Source organism: Proteus alimentorum (assembly GCF_002607735.1).
In the GTDB taxonomy this organism is placed as follows: domain Bacteria; phylum Pseudomonadota; class Gammaproteobacteria; order Enterobacterales; family Enterobacteriaceae; genus Proteus; species Proteus alimentorum.
This window is the reverse complement of record NZ_NBVR01000031.1, coordinates 468,344-488,030: the sequence shown is the minus strand read 5'-3', so window position 1 is coordinate 488,030 and position 19,687 is coordinate 468,344. Positions and strand designations below refer to the sequence as shown.

At 36.8% G+C, this 19,687-nt stretch carries 16 protein-coding genes and 1 tRNA gene; 7 read left to right on the top strand and 10 right to left on the bottom strand.

What is annotated here, in order from left to right; genetic code table 11:
- Positions 1 to 4 precede the first annotated feature (4 nt).
- Positions 5 to 1,966 carry a DNA topoisomerase III gene (locus tag B6258_RS12785; protein ID WP_099075567.1) on the top strand — a complete coding sequence of 654 codons (1,962 nt, stop codon included), beginning with the start codon at positions 5 to 7 and terminating at the stop codon, positions 1,964 to 1,966.
- 67 nt (positions 1,967 to 2,033) lie between these two features.
- Here the strand turns inward: B6258_RS12785 and xthA are convergent, their stop codons facing one another.
- Entirely contained in the window at positions 2,034 to 2,840 is an 807-nt protein-coding gene (xthA, locus tag B6258_RS12780) for an exodeoxyribonuclease III (protein WP_099075566.1), read from the bottom strand.
- Between the two features lie 431 nt (positions 2,841 to 3,271).
- On the opposite strand from xthA, the gene B6258_RS12775 reads away from it, so the two are divergent.
- Positions 3,272 to 4,135, top strand: a complete 864-nt coding sequence (locus B6258_RS12775) for a helix-turn-helix domain-containing protein (RefSeq protein ID WP_099075565.1) — start codon at positions 3,272 to 3,274, stop codon at positions 4,133 to 4,135.
- A 33-nt stretch (positions 4,136 to 4,168) separates the two neighbouring features.
- Here B6258_RS12775 and B6258_RS12770 read toward each other — a convergent pair.
- The 3 genes from B6258_RS12770 to B6258_RS12760 form a co-directional block, all read right to left on the bottom strand.
- Positions 4,169 to 4,253, bottom strand: a tRNA-Tyr gene (locus B6258_RS12770).
- Between the two features lie 255 nt (positions 4,254 to 4,508).
- The gene (gene purU / locus B6258_RS12765; RefSeq protein ID WP_069368973.1) at positions 4,509 to 5,357 is read right to left on the bottom strand and encodes a formyltetrahydrofolate deformylase; all 849 of its coding nucleotides are present in this window, start codon (positions 5,355 to 5,357) and stop codon (positions 4,509 to 4,511) included.
- Between the two features lie 38 nt (positions 5,358 to 5,395).
- Positions 5,396 to 5,869, bottom strand: a complete 474-nt coding sequence (locus B6258_RS12760; protein ID WP_099075564.1) for a YchJ family protein — start codon at positions 5,867 to 5,869, stop codon at positions 5,396 to 5,398.
- Between the two features lie 149 nt (positions 5,870 to 6,018).
- Here B6258_RS12760 and rssB point away from each other — a divergent pair, with 149 nt between their 5' ends.
- The 3 genes from rssB (at position 6,019) to B6258_RS12745 (ending at position 9,341) form a co-directional block, all read left to right on the top strand.
- Positions 6,019 to 7,038, top strand: a complete 1,020-nt coding sequence (rssB, locus tag B6258_RS12755) for a two-component system response regulator RssB (protein ID WP_099075563.1) — start codon at positions 6,019 to 6,021, stop codon at positions 7,036 to 7,038.
- 179 nt (positions 7,039 to 7,217) lie between these two features.
- Complete coding sequence (gene galU, locus B6258_RS12750; protein ID WP_099075562.1) at positions 7,218 to 8,126, top strand: UTP--glucose-1-phosphate uridylyltransferase GalU; 909 nt, start codon at positions 7,218 to 7,220, stop codon at positions 8,124 to 8,126.
- Between the two features lie 207 nt (positions 8,127 to 8,333).
- Positions 8,334 to 9,341: an NAD-dependent epimerase gene (locus tag B6258_RS12745; protein ID WP_099075561.1), complete on the top strand. Its 1,008-nt coding sequence runs from the start codon at positions 8,334 to 8,336 to the stop codon at positions 9,339 to 9,341.
- A gap of 230 nt (positions 9,342 to 9,571) precedes the next feature.
- On the opposite strand, the gene hns is transcribed toward B6258_RS12745, so the two are convergent.
- Positions 9,572 to 9,976 carry a histone-like nucleoid-structuring protein H-NS gene (gene hns, locus B6258_RS12740; protein WP_088495367.1) on the bottom strand — a complete coding sequence of 135 codons (405 nt, stop codon included), beginning with the start codon at positions 9,974 to 9,976 and terminating at the stop codon, positions 9,572 to 9,574.
- Between the two features lie 509 nt (positions 9,977 to 10,485).
- Between hns and B6258_RS12735 the strand changes: the two genes are divergently transcribed.
- Positions 10,486 to 11,082, top strand: a complete 597-nt coding sequence (locus B6258_RS12735; protein WP_099075560.1) for a thymidine kinase — start codon at positions 10,486 to 10,488, stop codon at positions 11,080 to 11,082.
- A 1,211-nt stretch (positions 11,083 to 12,293) separates the two neighbouring features.
- Here B6258_RS12735 and adhE read toward each other — a convergent pair.
- The gene (adhE, locus tag B6258_RS12730; protein WP_099075559.1) at positions 12,294 to 14,960 is read right to left on the bottom strand and encodes a bifunctional acetaldehyde-CoA/alcohol dehydrogenase; all 2,667 of its coding nucleotides are present in this window, start codon (positions 14,958 to 14,960) and stop codon (positions 12,294 to 12,296) included.
- Between the two features lie 514 nt (positions 14,961 to 15,474).
- On the opposite strand from adhE, the gene B6258_RS12725 reads away from it, so the two are divergent.
- The gene (locus tag B6258_RS12725; protein ID WP_088495370.1) at positions 15,475 to 16,119 is read left to right on the top strand and encodes a YchE family NAAT transporter; all 645 of its coding nucleotides are present in this window, start codon (positions 15,475 to 15,477) and stop codon (positions 16,117 to 16,119) included.
- A 110-nt stretch (positions 16,120 to 16,229) separates the two neighbouring features.
- Here the strand turns inward: B6258_RS12725 and B6258_RS12720 are convergent, their stop codons facing one another.
- The 4 genes from B6258_RS12720 to B6258_RS12705 are packed head-to-tail and all read right to left on the bottom strand — an operon-like array spanning position 16,230 to position 19,635.
- Entirely contained in the window at positions 16,230 to 16,946 is a 717-nt protein-coding gene (locus tag B6258_RS12720; protein WP_206073629.1) for an ABC transporter ATP-binding protein, read from the bottom strand.
- Positions 16,933 to 17,769 carry an ABC transporter ATP-binding protein gene (locus B6258_RS12715; RefSeq protein WP_099075557.1) on the bottom strand — a complete coding sequence of 279 codons (837 nt, stop codon included), beginning with the start codon at positions 17,767 to 17,769 and terminating at the stop codon, positions 16,933 to 16,935. The genes B6258_RS12720 and B6258_RS12715 overlap by 14 nt, the downstream gene beginning before the upstream one ends.
- A complete protein-coding gene (locus B6258_RS12710) occupies positions 17,762 to 18,592 on the bottom strand; it encodes an ABC transporter permease (protein WP_099075556.1) in 831 nt (276 codons plus the stop codon). Before B6258_RS12710 ends, B6258_RS12715 begins: the two co-directional genes overlap by 8 nt.
- Positions 18,592 to 19,635 (bottom strand): ABC transporter permease, encoded by a 1,044-nt coding sequence (locus B6258_RS12705; RefSeq protein WP_099075555.1) that lies wholly within the window; start codon positions 19,633 to 19,635, stop codon positions 18,592 to 18,594. The genes B6258_RS12710 and B6258_RS12705 overlap by 1 nt, the downstream gene beginning before the upstream one ends.
- Between the last annotated feature and the right edge of the window lie 52 nt (positions 19,636 to 19,687).

Below are 19,687 nucleotides of genomic sequence, written 5' to 3'. Positions count from 1 at the left end.
CGTAATGAGATTATTTATTGCAGAAAAACCCAGCCTTGCTCGCGCTATTGCTGATGTATTGCCAAAGCCTCATAAACGTGGCGATGGCTTTATTCTTTGTGGTGATAACCAGTATGTGACGTGGTGTGTTGGTCACTTGCTTGAACAAGCTGAGCCGGATGCATACGACCCGCGGTACGCCCGCTGGTCGTTAGATGATTTGCCCATTATTCCTGAAAAATGGCAACTCAAGCCCCGAGCTGATGTAAAAAAACAGTTAGAAACTATCAAGACACTACTTAAGCAGGCAAAAGAAGTGATCCACGCGGGTGACCCCGATCGTGAAGGTCAGCTTTTAGTCGATGAAGTGCTTAACTATTTAAATATCAGCGAAGAACAAAGAAAACAGGCGCGTCGTTGCTTAATTAATGACTTAAACCCAGCGGCAGTGACGCGTGCTATTGATAAGCTTCGTTATAACCATGAGTTTATACCATTGTGTGTATCTGCTTTGGCGCGAGCAAGAGCAGACTGGCTTTATGGTATTAATATGACTCGAGCCTATACGCTTTTAGGTCAACGCAATGGTTATCAAGGTGTATTATCAGTAGGTCGAGTACAAACGCCGGTATTAGGCTTAGTGGTTCGGCGTGATGAAGAAATTGAAAACTTCGTTCCTAAAGATTTCTTTGAAGTTAAAGCTCATGTTGTAACACCTGCCGATGAGCGCTTTACCGCGATTTGGCAACCCAGTGAACATTGTGAACCTTGGCAAGATGAAGAAGGGCGATTATTAAATCGTAAACTTGCAGAGCATGTTGTTGAGAGAATTAAAGACAAACCTGCGAATGTAACGGATTATCAAGATAAGCAAGAATCTGAAATAGCACCACTTCCTTTTTCACTTTCTGCATTACAAATTGAAGCGGCAAAACGCTTTGGCTTAAGTGCACAACAAGTCTTAGATACGTGCCAACGTCTATATGAAACACATAAGCTCATCACTTATCCGCGTTCTGACAGTCGTTATCTACCCGATGAACATTTTGCTGGCCGCCATGCTGTGATTAATGCGATTAGTACACATGACCCAAGCCTATTACCGCAAGAGACTCTAGATATTGATAAAAAGAATCGTTGCTGGGATGACAAAAAAGTGGATGCTCACCATGCGATTATTCCAACGGCAAAAACGGGTAATATCTCATTAAGTGAAAATGAGAAAAATATTTATTATCTCGTCGCTCGACAATATCTAATGCAATTTATGCCTGATGCTGTTTATCGTAAATGCGTTATTGAACTTGATATTGAGAATGGCAAGTTTATTGCTAAAGCACGTTTTTTAGCGCAAGCAGGATGGCGAATATTATTAGGTGCGAAAGAGCAAGATGCTGAAAATGACGGTTCTGCATTGCCAATAGTGGCTAAGGGGGGTGAGTTGCTGTGTGAAAAGGGAGAGATTGTTGAAAAGCAAACGCAGCCTCCAAGACCTTTTACTGATGCAACATTGCTTTCTGCGATGACTGGAATTGCGCGCTTTGTTCAAGATAAAGAACTTAAGAAAATCCTAAGAGCAACGGATGGATTAGGTACAGAGGCGACAAGGGCGGGAATTATTGAGCTGTTATTTAAACGTGGCTTTTTGCAAAAGAAAGGGCGAGCGATTAATTCAACACCAGCAGGTAGAGCATTAATTCATGTATTGCCAGATATGGCGACTTTACCAGATATGACCGCACATTGGGAATCGATACTCACGCAAATTAGTGAGAAACAATTTAAATATCAAGATTTTATGATGCCGTTAAATAACACTTTGATAGAATTGATTACTCAAGCGAAACGTCGTCCGAATATTCAAGCTTTCAGAAATCTTCCTGCACCAGCGCATAATAAAAAGCGCAAAACAGCAACTAAAGGAAGCCACAAAGCAAGTGCGACAAAAAATAAAACGCAGAGTAAAGAAGCAACGACTGATAATTAAGCACAAATAAAAAGCACTTCCTCTATTATTGAAGGAAGTGCTTTTACTGAATTAAGATTTCATCTGATTAGATTTTAAATTCAGCCCAAACGGGGGCGTGATCAGAGGGTTTTTCCATTCCACGGATCTCATAATCAATTCCTGTTGAAATACAATTATCCGCTAAGCAGCGACTTGCTAGAAGTAAGTCAATACGTAAGCCTCGGTTATCATCGAATCCTTTAGAGCGATAGTCAAACCACGAGAATTTATCATCAGCTTCGGGATGTTGTTGGCGGAATGTATCTGTTAATCCCCAACCCATCAAGGTTGCCAGCCATTCCCGCTCTTCTGGTAGGAAAGAGCATTTACCTGTTTTTAACCAGCGTTTCATATTATTTTCGCCAATACCAATATCTTTATCTGTAGGGCTAATATTTAAATCACCCATAATAAGTACTGGAGAGGTCGGCTTTAAGCTGGTGGTTAGGTAATGCTGAAGGTCAGCATAGAATTTTTCTTTCGCTGGAAATTTAGTTTCATGATCACGGCTTTCACCTTGAGGAAAATAACCATTCATCACTGTCAATAAACCTGCTGGTGTTTCGATATCTGCCATGATCATTCGACGTTGAGCATCATCATCATCGCCAGGAAAGCCTTTACGCACTGCAACAGGTTTTTCTTTTGTGAGTAAGGCAACCCCATAATGTCCTTTTTGGCCATGATAAAAAACATGGTAACCCAAGGAACCCACTGTATCTAATGGAAACATATCATCATGAACTTTCGTTTCTTGAAGCCCAATAACATCCGGCTGATGTTTTTCTATGATAGCTTCAAGTTGGTGAGGACGAGCGCGTAAACCATTAATATTGAAAGAGACAAATTTCATGTGACCGTAACCATTTATATATTGAATAATAGGATGCCTTATACTAGCAGGATCATAAAATGAATGTAAGTAAATCACTGAAATGATGGCACAGCTTATCAAGAGAAAGATAAAATTAGATAAAAATAAAGGCTATTAAATAGAGTGTGCTGATTTAATAAAAATAATTAATTGCATAACAAAAAATATTAATTAAACAAACTGGAAACATAAACTAATCTTTGATAGAAGAATATAAGTATTATTATTCTTTATATGTGAAGAATGATGACATAATAAAAATAATATTGTAGTTATAAATTGTATTCATTAAAGGGAGGTAAAAGAATACTTTAATAAAATTAATTTTTAAATTAATTAATCACTATTTTATTCACATTAAATGAATCAATAAAATTATTTTATTCTACACAGCAAAGGAATGGTGAATTATGTTTTTTTCTCGTAAGTTAGAAGCCTTTATGGCTGTAGTCGAAAATGGCTCATTAAGTAAAGCAGCGCGGGTGATGAATCGCACGACGCCTCCCGTCGCTAAATCTATCAAAGACTTTGAAGCCGTATTAGGAAAGCGTTTATTTAAGCGAGAGAAGTTTGGCATGAGTTTAACCCAAGAAGGGCTTGAGCTTTATAATGATTTAAAATCGCTCTATCTTCAGGAAAAAGAGATAACTAAAAAACATATCTCGGGGATTATAAACAATAGCATTCATGTTTATTATGATTGGGGAAAAAGTCAGTATTTAACTCAGTTTTATCAAGCAGCAAATAAAAATTATTCCCACATAAATATAATGCGATTTTCAAGAGAAAACTTTGAAGAAATACCCGATTATGATGGTAATACATTAATATTAAGTTCTGAGAAAATTATTAGTGAAAAATTTAGCCTTCTTCATAAAATAGAAAATAAACACTTAGGTATTTGTTGTCAAAAAACGCTCATGAATAGCGTGAATAATAATCTTGATAGACTTTTAAGTGAAAATATTTGGTTATGTGATCCGGCATTATACAAAACAGCTAAGATAAAAAAATTAGAGCGTAGAATTGGGGAGAGGGGAAAGATCGTGTGCGTTAGAATAATGGATGATCTTAATTGCTGTTTACGTTTTATTCAAACGCATAACTCTCTTTTACTCACAGATGAAAATCCATTGAAAAGTGAGTATGAAGCAGACTTATGTTTTATACCATTAACTCAACCTGAAATTCAGTATAGCTGTTATATCTATAAATCTAAGTATCATTCAAGTGTATTGAATCGATTTTTGGATTTAATTGATAAAATGGAATAAAAAGAATTTTTAAAGAGTAGAACTAAGAAGAGATGGTGGTGGGAGAAGGATTCGAACCTTCGAAGTCTGTGACGGCAGATTTACAGTCTGCTCCCTTTGGCCGCTTGGGTATCCCACCAACATTAAATTGTTTTGCTGTCCGTGACAGCGGGCGCAATAATACCAAATACCTGAGAACTGTAAAGTGCTATTTTGCTAAAAACAGATTGATTGCTGTAAAAATGTGCGTATCGTTCAAGCTTTACGCGCAATCGTATTGATTTTAACCAATATCATCTCTATTAATAAGAGATAAAAAATAAACCGCGATATGTTTTATATCGCGGTTTATATTTAGATAGTCATAATGTTTGCGTTATTAGTGATAGAAAACTTATAAAATGATTGTTCTGTTACCGTAAACGAAGACACGCTGTGAAAGTACCCAATATAAAGCATGGCTAAGAACATTCTTTTCAACATCTCGACCGGCTCTCATCATATCTTCAGCAGAAAACGTATGGTCAACATTAATCACATTTTGAGTGATGATTGGGCCTTCATCTAAATTATCATTGACGTAGTGTGCTGTTGCACCAATGATTTTAACACCGCGCTCATAAGCCTGATGGTAAGGACGTGCACCAATAAAGGCAGGTAAGAAGGAGTGGTGAATATTGATAATTTGATTTGGGAAGTTTTGTACAAATGCAGGTGTTAATACACGCATGTATTTTGCGAGTACAACATAATCAGGTTTGTATTGATTAATTTGTGCAATTAACTTTTCATCATGTTGATCACGGGTTAAGCCTTCATGGCTCACAAGATGGAAAGGAATACCAAATTGTTCTACTAGATGTTTTAACGTGTCGTGATTACCAATGACGGCAGCAATTTCAACATCTAAATCACCAAATGCACTTTTCATTAATAAGTCACCCAAGCAGTGTGCTTCTTTTGTCACCATAATGACAATGCGACGACGGCCTGCGGTATTCAATTCACGTTTTGAGCCTTGTGGTAAGGCATCATCTAAATCGGCGAGAAAGGTTTCATCATTAAAGATACCTTCAAGCTCGGTGCGCATAAAAAAGCGACCTGTACGATGATCAACAAACTCACTATTTTGAACAATATTTAATTGATGTTTGTAGCAAATATTTGTGATTTTAGCGATAAGTCCTTTTGCATCAGGGCAAATAGTACGCAGTATTTTTTTTTGAGTATTTTGGTGTTGCATGTATGGATAAATCCTTTCTTTTACTTCTGTGTTTGCAGTTATTTGATGTTATTTTCACAACATTTTTTGTATTTACGTCCTGAACCACAGGGGCAGGGATCGTTTCGTCCCACTTTCGGTTTCACTCCGTCAATATAAAACCAACAGTCATCTATTTTTAGAAAACGAGAGCGTTCATGTAAGTACTGTTTATCATCGGCATTTCTTTCAATAAAGCAAGCCGAGAATTCAACATATGCCTCATTTTTATTTGTGCTCGCTTGTGATGAGATAACATTGAGTCCAAGCCATTGTGTATTTGGAAAGCCTGAAACTAATTCATTATGTAAAGATGCAACACGACAAGAGGGATGCCACGTCTTTATTAAGTAATCAGCATTATGTTTAACGAACGCACTATAACGCGAACGCATCAATGTTTCTGCTGTTGGGGCGTTTTTTTGACCTAAATGGTAAGGCTCACAGCAATCTGAGTAGAATAATTGGCTATTGCAGGGGCATAAACTCGACAAAATAATGTCCTAACTCACGTTATCAGTATGACGATTTCCCATTGATTGAAAAAAGTAGCGATTGGGAATAATTAACGTCAATGTTGAACTAAACTAATAATGTAGCGCTAATTAATCAGCATGTGAAACGATAGTTATCGGAGTCACCAATGAACAAAGCTTTAGTGGGTAAAAAAATCCTAATAATTGATGATGAGGTCGTTTTTCGCACAATGTTGACGGAATATTTCTCACATGAGAAGGCTTGTGTTTATACAACAGATAACGGTAGCCAAGCATTATCTTTACTAGAAGAGGGATTGCTTCCTGATCTTATTTTATGTGATATCCGTATGCCAGTAATGAATGGCCCCACTTTTTTGTGTCATCTTGAACAACGTAAACTGGCTATTCCTGTTATTGCTATTTCATGTACAGATAATATGGCTGAAATAGATGATATGTTGCGTTTAGGGGCACAAGAGATTTTTCTGAAGCCAATAACTCATCTTGATAAATTAAAACAAAAAGTCATTGAAGTATTATGTCCTGGTTTTTTTGAATCAGTATTAATAGAAGGTATACATTTAGAACCACTTTGGAATAGCTTACGAAAAGATACCCATTATATTCAGTCGTTCATAAAACAGATGCAACCTCAGGTTAAGCAGGTTGTTGCGGGATATTGTGTTAATTATCGTCAATTAAATGATATAGCTAAAATGGGATTGTTATTTGATATAGCGGCTTTATCAGAAGATCAAATTATTTTCTATTGTGTCGATATATCGAGAGATGATGAAAATGGGCTTCTGGTCGCTTTACTCTTACGGGTTGTTTTTAATGATGTATTAAAGTCATCAGAAAAAGTACGATCTTTGCCAAGTATGTATAATATGTTGAATAAACTAAATAAAATGCTTAATGAGATTGGAGTAAAAGGACAATTTCCTATTACACTGGGTTATTATCATACCCAGAAAAAAAATATACTATTAGCCTCGGCAGGTTTAAAAGCAGAAATAAAAACAGAAAGTAAAAAATTCGAATTAAATAGCGGTGTCCCCTTAGGGACATTGCAACTTTTATATATTAATCAAGTAAAATGTGAGGGAACAAATTGGCAATGTAAAATTTGGGATAACACAAATCAGATAAAATTAATGTTTTCCCCTATCTATAAAAGTTAAATTTAGATTAAATAAAAATAGAATATCGTGCATATATTAAACATAAATGAAGAACTATCTCAATTAACGGGTAGGGCTCTGTTTATCCTTAGATATTAGCTGGTATACTCTAGCGATTATTTTTAATTGTACCCATTGATATCTGAAAGTAGAACGGTACGAATTGCAGGAGAAGTATAATGTCATCAGCAGTGCGTAAAGTTAGAAAAGTGGTGATCCCTGTTGCTGGATTAGGAACAAGAATGCTACCTGCAACCAAGGCGATTCCAAAAGAGATGTTGCCGGTGGTTGATAAGCCTCTTATTCAATATGTAGTGAATGAATGTATTGCAGCAGGTATTAATGAAATTGTACTTGTTACACATTCATCTAAAAATTCAATTGAAAACCATTTTGATACGAGTTTTGAATTAGAAGCGATTTTAGAAAAACGAGTTAAACGCCAGTTATTAGAAGAAGTACAAGGCATCTGTCCAAGCCATGTCACTATTATGCAAACTCGTCAGGGAATAGCAAAAGGATTAGGCCATGCGATTTTATGTGCTAAACCCCTAATTGGTGATGAACCTTTCGCTGTTATCCTGCCTGATGTTATTTTAGATAGATACAGTGCTGATTTAACGAAAGTTAACTTAAAAGAGATGCTTTCTCACTTTGAACATTCAGGCGCAAGTCAAATTCTTGTTGAACCTGTTCCTGAGGATGAAGTTTCTAATTACGGTATTGTTGATTGTATGGGCGAAAACTTATGCCCAGGTGATAGCAAACCCATTACTCGTGTTGTTGAAAAACCGAAGAAAGAAGAAGCACCTTCGAATTTATCTATCGTAGGGCGTTATGTATTATCTGAAAGTATTTGGCCTCTATTAGCGAAAACTGCACCGGGTGCCGGAGATGAAATTCAGTTAACTGATGCGATTGCAATGCTCATTGAAAAAGAGCCTGTTGAAGCTTATCACCTACAAGGGAAAAGCCACGATTGTGGTAATAAATTAGGGTATATGAAAGCTTTCGTAGAGTACGGAATACAGCACGAAGAGTTTGGTGAAGATTTTGCACAATGGCTAAAATCATTAAAGATACAGTGAAATAAAGCCTATTAATAATCATTTATATGGGAAAGGCTAGATAAAGCGATTGTAAGAGATTAAGGTATGGCTCAATGCATTTAGTATTGAGCCATATTGATTTCTGTAATGTATGACGATGTTAAGCGTTATGATGTTTAATCGAGGTGATATTAAGCATGATAGCGTTGACATAAAAATAAATTATTAGGTTATTTGAGTGATAATATGAAAATATTGGTAACAGGTGCTGCGGGTTTTATTGGCTATCATATGAGTCAGCGTTTAATCGAAATGGGTTATCATGTTGTCGGAATAGATAATCTGAATGATTATTATGATGTGCGCTTAAAAGAGGCTCGATTAGCTAAATTACAACAGCTAGAAAAATTCCATTTTGAGAAACTTGATATCGTTGACTCAACGAAAGTGGCTCAATTATTTGTATCACACCAATTTGACCGAGTTATTCATTTAGCGGCTCAACCGGGTGTTCGCTATTCCATTGAAAACCCAATGGCATATATTGATGCGAATATTGTTGGTCACATGAATATATTAGAAGGATGTCGCCATAATAAAGTCGGACATCTTATCTACTCCTCTTCAAGTTCTGTTTATGGTTTGAATCAAAAACAGCCTTTCTCAACAGAAGATAGTGTTGATCACCCCGTTTCATTATATGCGGCCACAAAGAAAGCTAATGAGTTAATGTCTCATAGCTATTCACATTTATATCAATTACCAACAACGGGATTACGTTTCTTCACGGTATATGGCCCTTGGGGGCGCCCTGATATGGCATTATTTAAATTCACTAAGGCAATGCTGTCTGGTGAACCTATTGATGTTTATAACGGTGGGAATATGACACGCGATTTCACTTATGTCGATGACATTGTGGGATCCGTTGTTCGATTGCTCAATGTTGTACCAGTAATAGATAAAAATTGGACAGTAGAGAAAGGCGAAACGTCTTCAAGTTCTGCACCTTATAAAATCTATAATGTGGGCAATGGGAAACCAACCAAATTGATGGCATTCATTGAAGCGATAGAAAAGTCATTAAACATTAAAGCTAAATTGAATTTAATGCCGATGCAAGATGGTGATGTTCTTTCTACTTGTGCTGATTGCCAAGACTTGTCTGAGACAATAGGTTTCTCGCCGAATACAGAAGTAGAATATGGCGTAAAACAGTTTGTTGATTGGTATTTAAGTTATTATAAAAATTAATAATATCAGTTTAATTAAATCAAAGAAAAAAGGAGCTATAAAAGCTCCTTTTTCATTATAAATAAAAATAAATAACGCAGTTATTACATTTTTATTCTTGCTTACCCACATCTAATACAAACAACATCAGCACATATTAAAATTAAACGCTTGTTTAATTAAATAGGGTAAACAAGAAAATACCCTTTTAATTATTTAAAAGGGTATTTCAAATAGAATATTGACTTAAATTACAGCAGGAAATCGTCTAAGGATTTGCCTTCTTCATCAATAGCACGCTTGATTACAGCTGGTGTACGACCTTGGCCTGTCCAAGTTTTAGTTTCACCATTTTCATCAACGTAAGAGTATTTAGCTGGGCGAGCTGCACGTTTAGCACGGCCAGTTTTATTAACAGCACTTGCTTCAAGTAAGTCTGTTGGATCAATACCGGCTTCTTCTAACATTTCACGGTATTTTTGTAATTTCTGAACACGTTCTTCTTCAGCTGCTTTTTCTAATGAGAATTCTTCACGACGCTCATTAACGACAACTTCGAGTTTCTCAAGCATTTCTTCTAAAGTTTCTAAAGAAGTTTCTCTTGCTTGTGCACGGAGAGTACGGATGTTATTTAATATTTTTAAAGATTCGCTCATTTTCCTGGTCTCAAATAAATGTTGTTGGCTGATGTAATACTAATAATAGATTGCTATTTAAATTTCTGCAATACCTAAATACAAACCTTACGTAAAATTTCTTTTTTTTAAACTAATATCTCAACGAAAAAAATAATAAAAGTTGAGGCATCTTTAGTCAATAAAGGAAATATTAGTAAGGAAATGCATCTTTTAACTGATGATAGCGCTAATGCTAAAGAATAGAAAGCTTTGTTCATTTTTTTATAATAACGGACTTTTTTCTAAAAATGGAATCGGACTAACTTTCATACTTTAATAAAGGTATATCAAGGTGTGTTTTAATATGTTAAGTACTTATTAAAGCTATTTATTTTTTAAGCAAAAATTAGCATTAACAACGAACTTCATCTTTCGATGGTATATCCAGAATAGAAATAAAGGTAATAAATACTTGTTATGGATAACTTGTAGATTGTTTATGTTAGACTGTCGCTCGTGAAAATAAACACTATTTAAGGAGAGAGCTGATGGCTCAGCTTTACTTTTATTATTCAGCCATGAATGCTGGAAAATCAACATCTTTATTGCAATCCTCTTATAACTATAATGAACGAGGAATGCGTACATTGATTTTCACTGCGGCTATTGATACACGCTTTGCAAAGGGGAAAATTAGCTCAAGAATAGGATTAAGTGCGGATGCATTACTCTTTAGTGATGATATGAATATTCGTGACGTTATTGTTACTGAGCATAACAAACAGCCTATTCACTGTGTATTGATTGACGAGTGCCAATTTTTAAGTAAGGCACATGTCGAACAACTTTGTGAAATAACAGATGCCTATGATATTCCGGTTCTCACTTATGGGCTAAGAACGGATTTTAGAGGTGAGTTATTTACGGGCAGTGCTTATTTATTAGCATGGGCTGATAAGCTCGTAGAACTTAAAACAGTATGTTACTGCGGTAGAAAGGCAAATAAAGTATTACGTTTAGATGATAAAGGAAATGTACTGAGTGATGGTGCTCAAGTTGAAATAGGCGGAAATGAAAAATATGTTTCAGTCTGTCGTAAGCATTATACGCAGGCAACACTAAAAGGGTGTATTGAACAAGAGTAACCTTTTCAACTTCCCTCTTTTACTAATTTGTCAGAGTGAAAGAGGGGATGAAATAAGAATTCAAATAAAGTGTTATATTACGTAATACTAAAAAATGTTTATATTTTTTAAATTTTAGCCAATTTATTGGCTTTTTTTATATCAAATTGCGGTGAGTTTGATTTTCTTCTGTGAAGATATGTTATTTTTTGATAGGAAAAATTATTTATTTCATCGATTTCATTATCATTAATCAAAAAAGACATAATCAAATATACGTACGGTGTTTGTTTTGTGATGTCGATATTGTTTTTTACAAATGATAAGAGATAGGGACATTTGATTCATTTATATTATTCATAGTTTAATAAAATTGAATAAAGATAGTCATAAAATACTAAAAATATTTCTTTTATCTATGGTTAGTATAATGAAACATTTATATCAGGTTTTATAAGTGTTGGTTATAGGGTGCTTAAGTTGTTATTGAATAAATGAAGTACTTTACTTTATGCCTGTTATACGGATAAACAGGCTCCCTTCATACTCCTAAAGGAGTAATTTTCAAGTGGAATGCGCAAATAGCGACCGTTATTACGTTAGCAAGCGAGTAAGCGTCATTTTGATAATATTTTATTGAAACTCTGTTTTTTATAAATTTAATGCGCTTAGAGATATAAAATATTTATATTTCTATATTTTAATCATTAATTAATAATCAAAACGATGACATTGATTTATTTTTTGATCAGATAAGAATAAAAGTACGATTGTGGATCGTAAAGCGAATACGATGGTTTCAAATAACATTTCGTTGTGGTCACTTTATGAAGTAAATAAGGTAAGAGTGAAATAATTATACCAACTAATGAAAGAGGAGAGGAGTTTAGCGCGCCCTGTAATCGATTGTAAGGCATTTTTTATAATGCGGTAATGCAAAGGCATAACTTGAGAGATAAGTTGCTCAACGTCTTTTTTAGAGAAGATTGTGAACATATAAAGGCAGGCACTATTATTATAGTAAAAATCAAACCTATTGAATAGGTATAAACACCTATCATTTGTGGTTAAATAGTGGCTTATCACGCTTTATTCCCCCAATATCAGAAATCACTAGCAAAATGTAGATAAACAAGTGAATGACCATAAAAAACCCAGTCATATGACTGGGTTTCTATTTTAAGAATAAATAACCGAAATATTGAGGATCACACTAACACAGCGTGTTTCGATTATTTTTTACTGCTTTTCTTAACAGGTTTTGTCTCTTCTTTCACTTCAACAACCGGATGTTCATTAAATTCACGACCGTAGTAAGAATCTAATAACAGTTGTTTTAGTTCAGAGATCAGTGGGTAACGTGGGTTAGCGCCAGTACACTGATCGTCAAATGCATCTTCAGATAACTTATCAACTCTTGTTAAGAAATCACTTTCCTGAACACCCGCTTCACGAATAGAAGATGGAATTCCTAATGAAGATTTCATTTCTTCTAACCAAGCTAATAATTTCTCAATTTTAGCAGCAGTACGGTCACCTGGTGCTGAAAGTTCTAAGTGGTCAGCGATTTCTGCATAACGACGACGTGCTTGAGGGCGGTCGTATTGGCTAAATGCAGTTTGTTTTGTTGGGTTGTCATTAGCGTTATAACGAATAACGTTTGAAATTAATAACGCATTAGCTAAACCGTGAGGAATGTGGAACTCAGAGCCTAATTTATGCGCCATTGAGTGACAAACACCCAAGAATGCGTTAGCAAAAGCAATACCTGCAATGGTTGCTGCATTATGAACACGTTCACGAGCTACTGGGTTTTTAGCGCCTTCATGGTAACTTGCAGGCAGATATTCTTTCAGTAATTTTAAGGCTTGCAGTGCTTGTCCATCAGAATATTCGTTCGCTAATACAGAAACGTAGGCTTCTAATGCGTGAGTTACCGCGTCTAAACCACCAAATGCACATAGAGATTTAGGCATATTCATAACAAGGTTTGCATCAACGATAGCCATGTCTGGTGTTAATGCATAGTCTGCTAATGGGTATTTTTGACCTGTTTCGTCATCAGTTACTACCGCAAATGGTGTTACTTCAGAGCCTGTACCTGATGTTGTTGTGATAGCAACCATTTGTGCTTTCACACCCATTTTCGGGAACTTGTAAATACGTTTACGGATATCCATAAAGCGTAATGCTAATTCTTCGAAGTGAGTTTCTGGGTGCTCATACATAACCCACATGATTTTTGCAGCATCCATTGGTGAACCACCACCTAATGCGATGATCACATCAGGTTTAAAGCTATTCATCTGTTCTGCGCCTTTACGCACAACGCTTAATGTTGGATCTGCTTCAACTTCAAAGAAGACTTCTGTTTCAACACCAAATTTTTTCAGTACACGAGTCACTTCATCAACATAACCATTGTTGAATAAGAAACCATCGGTCACGATAAAGGCACGTTTTTTACCATCTGTCGCAATCTCTTCCAGTGCGATAGGTAAACAACCACGGCGGAAGTAAATAGATTTAGGAAGTTTATGCCACAACATATTTTCTGCTCTTTTCGCCACGGTTTTAGTGTTGATAAGGTGTTTTGGCCCTACGTTTTCAGAAATGGAGTTACCACCCCATGAACCACAACCTAATGTTAGAGAAGGAGCAAGTTTAAAGTTATATAAGTCACCAATACCACCTTGAGATGCTGGAGTATTGATTAAAATACGCGATGTTTTCATCTTGTCGCCGAAGTAAGCAACATGTTCAGGGCAGTTATCTTGGTCTGTATATAAGCAAGAAGTGTGACCGATACCACCCATCTCAACTAATTTTTCAGCTTTTAGCACCGCATCTTCAAATGATTGAGCATGGTACATTGCTAATAGTGGAGATAATTTTTCGTGAGCAAAAGGTTCTGCTTCTGTTGTTTCTTTTACTTCGCCAATTAAAATTTTGGTATTTACAGGGACTTCAATACCAGCCATTTCAGCAATTTTTGTTGCAGGTTGACCCACAATAGCGGCATTTAAGTTACCGTCTTTTAAGATGATATCTTGAACAGCTTTTAATTCTTTACCTGTCAGCATGTAACCGCCGTGAGTTGAGAAACGCTCACGAACTTGTTTATAAATGCTATCAACAACGATAACAGATTGTTCTGACGCACAAATTACGCCGTTATCGAAAGTTTTAGACATTAAGATTGAAGCCACTGCGCGTTTGATATCCGCAGAGTCATCAATAACAACAGGGGTATTACCCGCACCAACACCGATAGCTGGCTTACCAGAACTATACGCAGCTTTAACCATGCCTGGACCACCTGTCGCTAAGATCAGGTTAATATCATCATGGTGCATTAATGCGTTAGATAGGGCGACAGAAGGCTCATCAATCCAACCGATAATATCTTTTGGTGCGCCTGCAGCGATAGCCGCATTTAAGACGATCTCTGCAGCACGGTTTGTTGCTTCTTTTGCACGAGGGTGTGGAGAGAAGATAATACCATTACGTGTTTTTAAGCTAATTAATGCTTTAAAAATCGCAGTAGAAGTTGGGTTAGTGGTTGGTACGATACCACAGATGATCCCAATAGGTTCAGCAATGGTCATGGTACCGTAAGTCAGATCTTCAGATAAGATCCCGCAGGTTTTTTCGTCTTTATACGCATTGTAGATATACTCAGAAGCAAAGTGGTTTTTAATCACTTTATCTTCAACGATACCCATACCAGACTCTTTAACAGCTAATTTTGCAAGAGGAATACGGGCATCAGCGGCAGCTAATGCAGCAGCACGGAAAATAGCATCAACTTGTTCTTGAGAGAAGTTAGCAAATTCATGTTGAGCTTTTTTTACACGAGCAACCAAATCATTGAGTTCAGTAACGTTAGTTACAGACATAAAGAGACTCCTGATAAAATGTTAAATTTTTTAAGCAAATTAGCCGTTTTCATCATAACTAATAAGAATAGCCTAGATAGATGATAATGTACTCATTTCAGTAATAATTATTAGAGAGCATAATTTGCTTAAAAAACTTAAAAAAAACAATAATAAAGCTGAATATATTTTCGAAGTAACCCTCTTTCTTCGAATGATAACAGCTTACCATCTTTCTAATTAATTAACGTGATATATATCACAAAATTAGCAAGCTGACACCTTTCAGCATGGGTTTATATGAGAATGATTCTTATATGTAATAAATGTTCAACGATTTTTTTGTCGTACACTTTATTCCGATATAAAATTAAACCACTAGGTTTTGAATGGTTTACAAGAGAATATTTTAGGTAAAAACTTGTTAACTAATAGAATTAACTGGTTTATTGATTTAAAGTAACGCGCATTTTTGGGAGTTACTCTATCTTTTATAGAATAATTCGCATGTTTATTAGCCAAGAAGGGGCTTTTCATGGGGTCACTGCTGGATTTATCCGGTTATATTAAATTTTTTGTCGGTCTTTTTGCGATTGTAAACCCAATTGGTATTTTGCCTGTCTTTATCAGTATGACGAGTTATCAAACTGATGCAGGGCGTAACAAAACAAACTTAATTGCGAATGGCTCCGTTGCAATTATTTTGGTTTCTTCTCTGTTAATCGGTGATTCTATACTGAGTATTTTCGGTATTTCTATCGACTCGTTTCGTATAGCAGGGGGGATGCTGATTGTTACCATTGCAATGACTATGATAAATGGGCGTTTAGGGGAAGATAAACAAAACAACCAAGAACGAAACGAATCCGCAGTACGTAATAGTGTTGCTGTTGTGCCTTTAGCATTACCATTAATGGCAGGACCAGGGGCTATCAGTTCTTGTATTGTGTGGAGTTCTCGCTGGGAAGGGTTTACTAACTTTTTAGGATTAGCCGCAACTAGTATCTTTTTTGCATTTTGTTGTTGGTTGCTGTTTCGCAGTGCAACACTATTAGTGAAATATTTAGGGCAAACCGGCATTAACGTGGTTACTCGTATAATGGGCTTATTATTAATGTCGTTAGGTATTGAATTTATTGTGACCGGATTACGTTCTATTTTTCCGGGCTTATTAGTTTAAACACAGCGCAAAACAATTAAATAACGGTACGACTAAACAGTACACTTAAAAAGAGCAGTATTAATAACGCAATACTGCTCGGATCCTTTCTTTATTTATTCTCTTCTATCTTAATCAAGACGATGTATTCCTTTTGATAACGCATCCCGATCATAATGTTGTGTTAATTCACCATTTTCCATTAATGCAGCTCTATCTGACATATGTGCAATAACATCAGCATCATGGCTTACTAATAAATATGTCATATTATGCTCTTTTTTCAGTGTGTTAAGCAGATTCAAGATCTCGGCTTGTACTGACATATCTAGTGCTGAAGTTGGCTCGTCTAAAAGCAATAATTGAGGTTGTAATAAAAGGGCTCTGGCAATGGCAACGCGTTGACGTTGTCCACCAGAAAGTTGATGAGGATAACGACTTGCCACATCTGCAGGCAAACCAACTTGGGCTAATGCTTGTTCAATCGTCTCTTTATCAAAAGGAATTTGATGGATTTTTAAAGGCTCAGAAAACGCACGCTCAATACGGTGTTGAGGGTGTAAAGAGGCGTAGGGATCTTGAAATACCATTTGTATATTACGGCGTAATGTCCCTTGAAAACGTTGTTGAGGTTTAATTGTTTGCCCTAAAAGCGATATATTACCTTGCCAATGAGATAATAATCCGGCAATCACCCGTAAAACCGTCGATTTTCCGCAACCAGAACGACCTATTAAGCTAAAGGTTTCACCTTGTTGAACATGTAGGTCAATCCCTTTTACAACGTGTTTTGCTTGTTTACCTTGTTCAAATTGAACATGTAAATTATGAATATCAATTAGCATGATGCAGTCCCTTGAAATTAAGCGTTCTATCTAATACAGGCAATGGAGTGCCATAAGTGCTTGCATTAGGTCTGCATGTCCAAAGTGTACGCGTATAAGGATGTGTGGCAGTTGGTAGCGCTTTAGCATTGAGCTCGTCAACTTGTTCGCCTTGGTACATCACCATGACACGTTCACAATATTCGGCAACAAGAGGCAAATCATGGCTAATTAGCAATAAGCCCATGTTACGTTGCTCGCACTGCGTGGTAATCAGTTCAAGGATTTGATGGCGAAGTTGAGCATCAAGTGCAGATGTCGGCTCATCGGCAATTAAAATAGTTGGGTTATTAATAAGCGCAATAGCTATCATTGCTCGTTGCCCCATTCCCCCTGATAATTCACCGGGATAACGATAAATATTCTGTTCAGGTAAGCCGACAGATAGCAGTGTATCAACAATAAGTTGACGTCTATCTTGGCGCGACAGTTTTTGATGCTGTTTTACGGTTTCTTCTACTTGTTGATAAATGGTTTTTACAGGATTTAAGGCATAACGAGGATCTTGTAGAACCATTGAAATGGTATTACCTCGGATGTTATTCCATTGGCGAGATGAGAAATCCAACAGATTATTTCCCTGCAAGTTTAGTTTATCTGCGCTGACTTTTCCCGGCTGACGAACTAATCCCATTAATGCACGAGCGGTCATTGACTTGCCTGAGCCTGATTCACCGACAACCGCCAAACGCTCTTGTCCTAAAGTGAAAGAAACATTATTAACCACTCTTGCCTTTGGGAAATCGATACAGAGGTTATTTACCTCAATTAATGGTGTTTTATTCATGGGTATCTCCCAATACATCACGTAATCCATCACCCAATAAATTAAATGCTAAGCTACTGATTAAAATTGCCGTACCCGGAATAGCAGCAACCCACCATTGATCAAAAATAACAGGCATACCTTCTGCGATCATTGCTCCCCATTCCGCCATCGGTGGACGAGCACCTAATCCAAGAAAACCCAATCCTGCCGCTGCGAGGATAATCACCGCTAAGTTCAGTGCTAAACGTACAATGGCTGAAGGTAAACACAGTGGTAAAATATGTCCCCATAATAGTCGGATACCTTTAATACCCATCATTTCAGCGGCAGCAAGATAATCACTATTACGTAAATGTTGAATTTCACTGCGTGATTGCCGTGCATAAGCTGGCCATGCAGTTAAAGCCAGTGCTAATGCCCCATTTAGCAGACCCGGGCCTAACATTGCAACAAAGGCGAAAGCGAGAATAAGAGAAGGCATCGACATCACAATATCGGTGAAGCGCATTAAAATACGTTCAGTCCAACCACCGTAATATCCAGATAAAATCCCAATCAATAATCCTAAAGGTAGTGTAATAAGCGCCACCAGCCCCACTAAACCTAGCATTGGGCGAGTACCATAGATAAGGCGAGAAAGAATATCGCGCCCATAATTATCTGTGCCTAGCCAATGTTCCGCATTGGGTGCTAACAAACGTTGGGCAGCATGTTGCCAATTGGGATCATAAGGGGTTAACCAAGGTGCAAAAATAGCTATAATTAACAGTAAAATAAGCAACGATAAACCGATAAATGCGGAAGGCGAACGCGCTATTTTTCTTAAAAATAAGGATGACATTAGCGGAGCCTCGGATCAGTCAAACGAATAACGATATCGGTCATATTATTAATAAAGACAAAGCATAAACCGATAATTAAAGTACCGCCCATAATAGCTGTGGTATCACCTGCAAAAAGTGCTGTTGTGAGATATCGACCAATTCCCGGCCAAGAAAAGACCGTTTCTGTCAATACGGCGCCTTCTAACATGCCAGTGTAAGACAGGGCGATAATAGTCATTAAGACACCACGAATATTCGGCAGTACGTGATAAAAAAGAATACGCAATTCGCCAATGCCTTTTGCTCTTGCTAACGTGACATACTCTTTATTCATTTCGTTTAAGCAGGCTGAACGCGTTAAACGTGTGATAGAAGCAAGGGCAAAATAAGCTAATAAAGAAACGGGCAAAATAAGGTGTGATATTGCATTAAAAAAAGCCTCTTTATCGCCCGCTAATAATGTATCAATTAATGCAAAACCCGTTATGGGTTCAATGGTGAATTGATAGATATCGTCTAATCGTCCGGGACCTGCAGTCCATTGTAATGTGGCATAAAATATCAAGAGCAAAATCAAACCTAACCAGAAAATAGGGACTGAACTGCCTAATAACGTTAGAATCCGCAAAATAAAATCGAGGGGAGTTCCCACAAACCGCGCACATAAAACGCCGAATAAAATACCGAGACTGGCGCCAATCAGTAATGCAATAGTCGCTAATTCCAACGTAGCGGGGAAAGTTGCTAACAAATCATCAAGAACAGGTTGACCTGTTGATGTTGCTGTACCTAAATGCCCTTGTAGCAGTGCTTCCACATAGTGAAAAAACTGCATATAGATAGGTAAATCCAGTCCTAGTTCATGTTTTACTTGGTTATAGGTTTCGAGGCTTGCGTGATCACCAACAATTTGTAAGACAGGATCGACAGGTGAAAGAGCAGAAAGCGTAAATGTGATGACAAGAAGGCCTAAAAGAGTCAGCACCAGAGTCAATATTCCTTGTGCAAAGGTAATTAACTGACCTTTTAGACGAAAAGATAACGTCATAGCAGTATTCATACAGCAATACCTAGTGAAATGGCAAAAAAATAGACCATCCACAGTAACATGA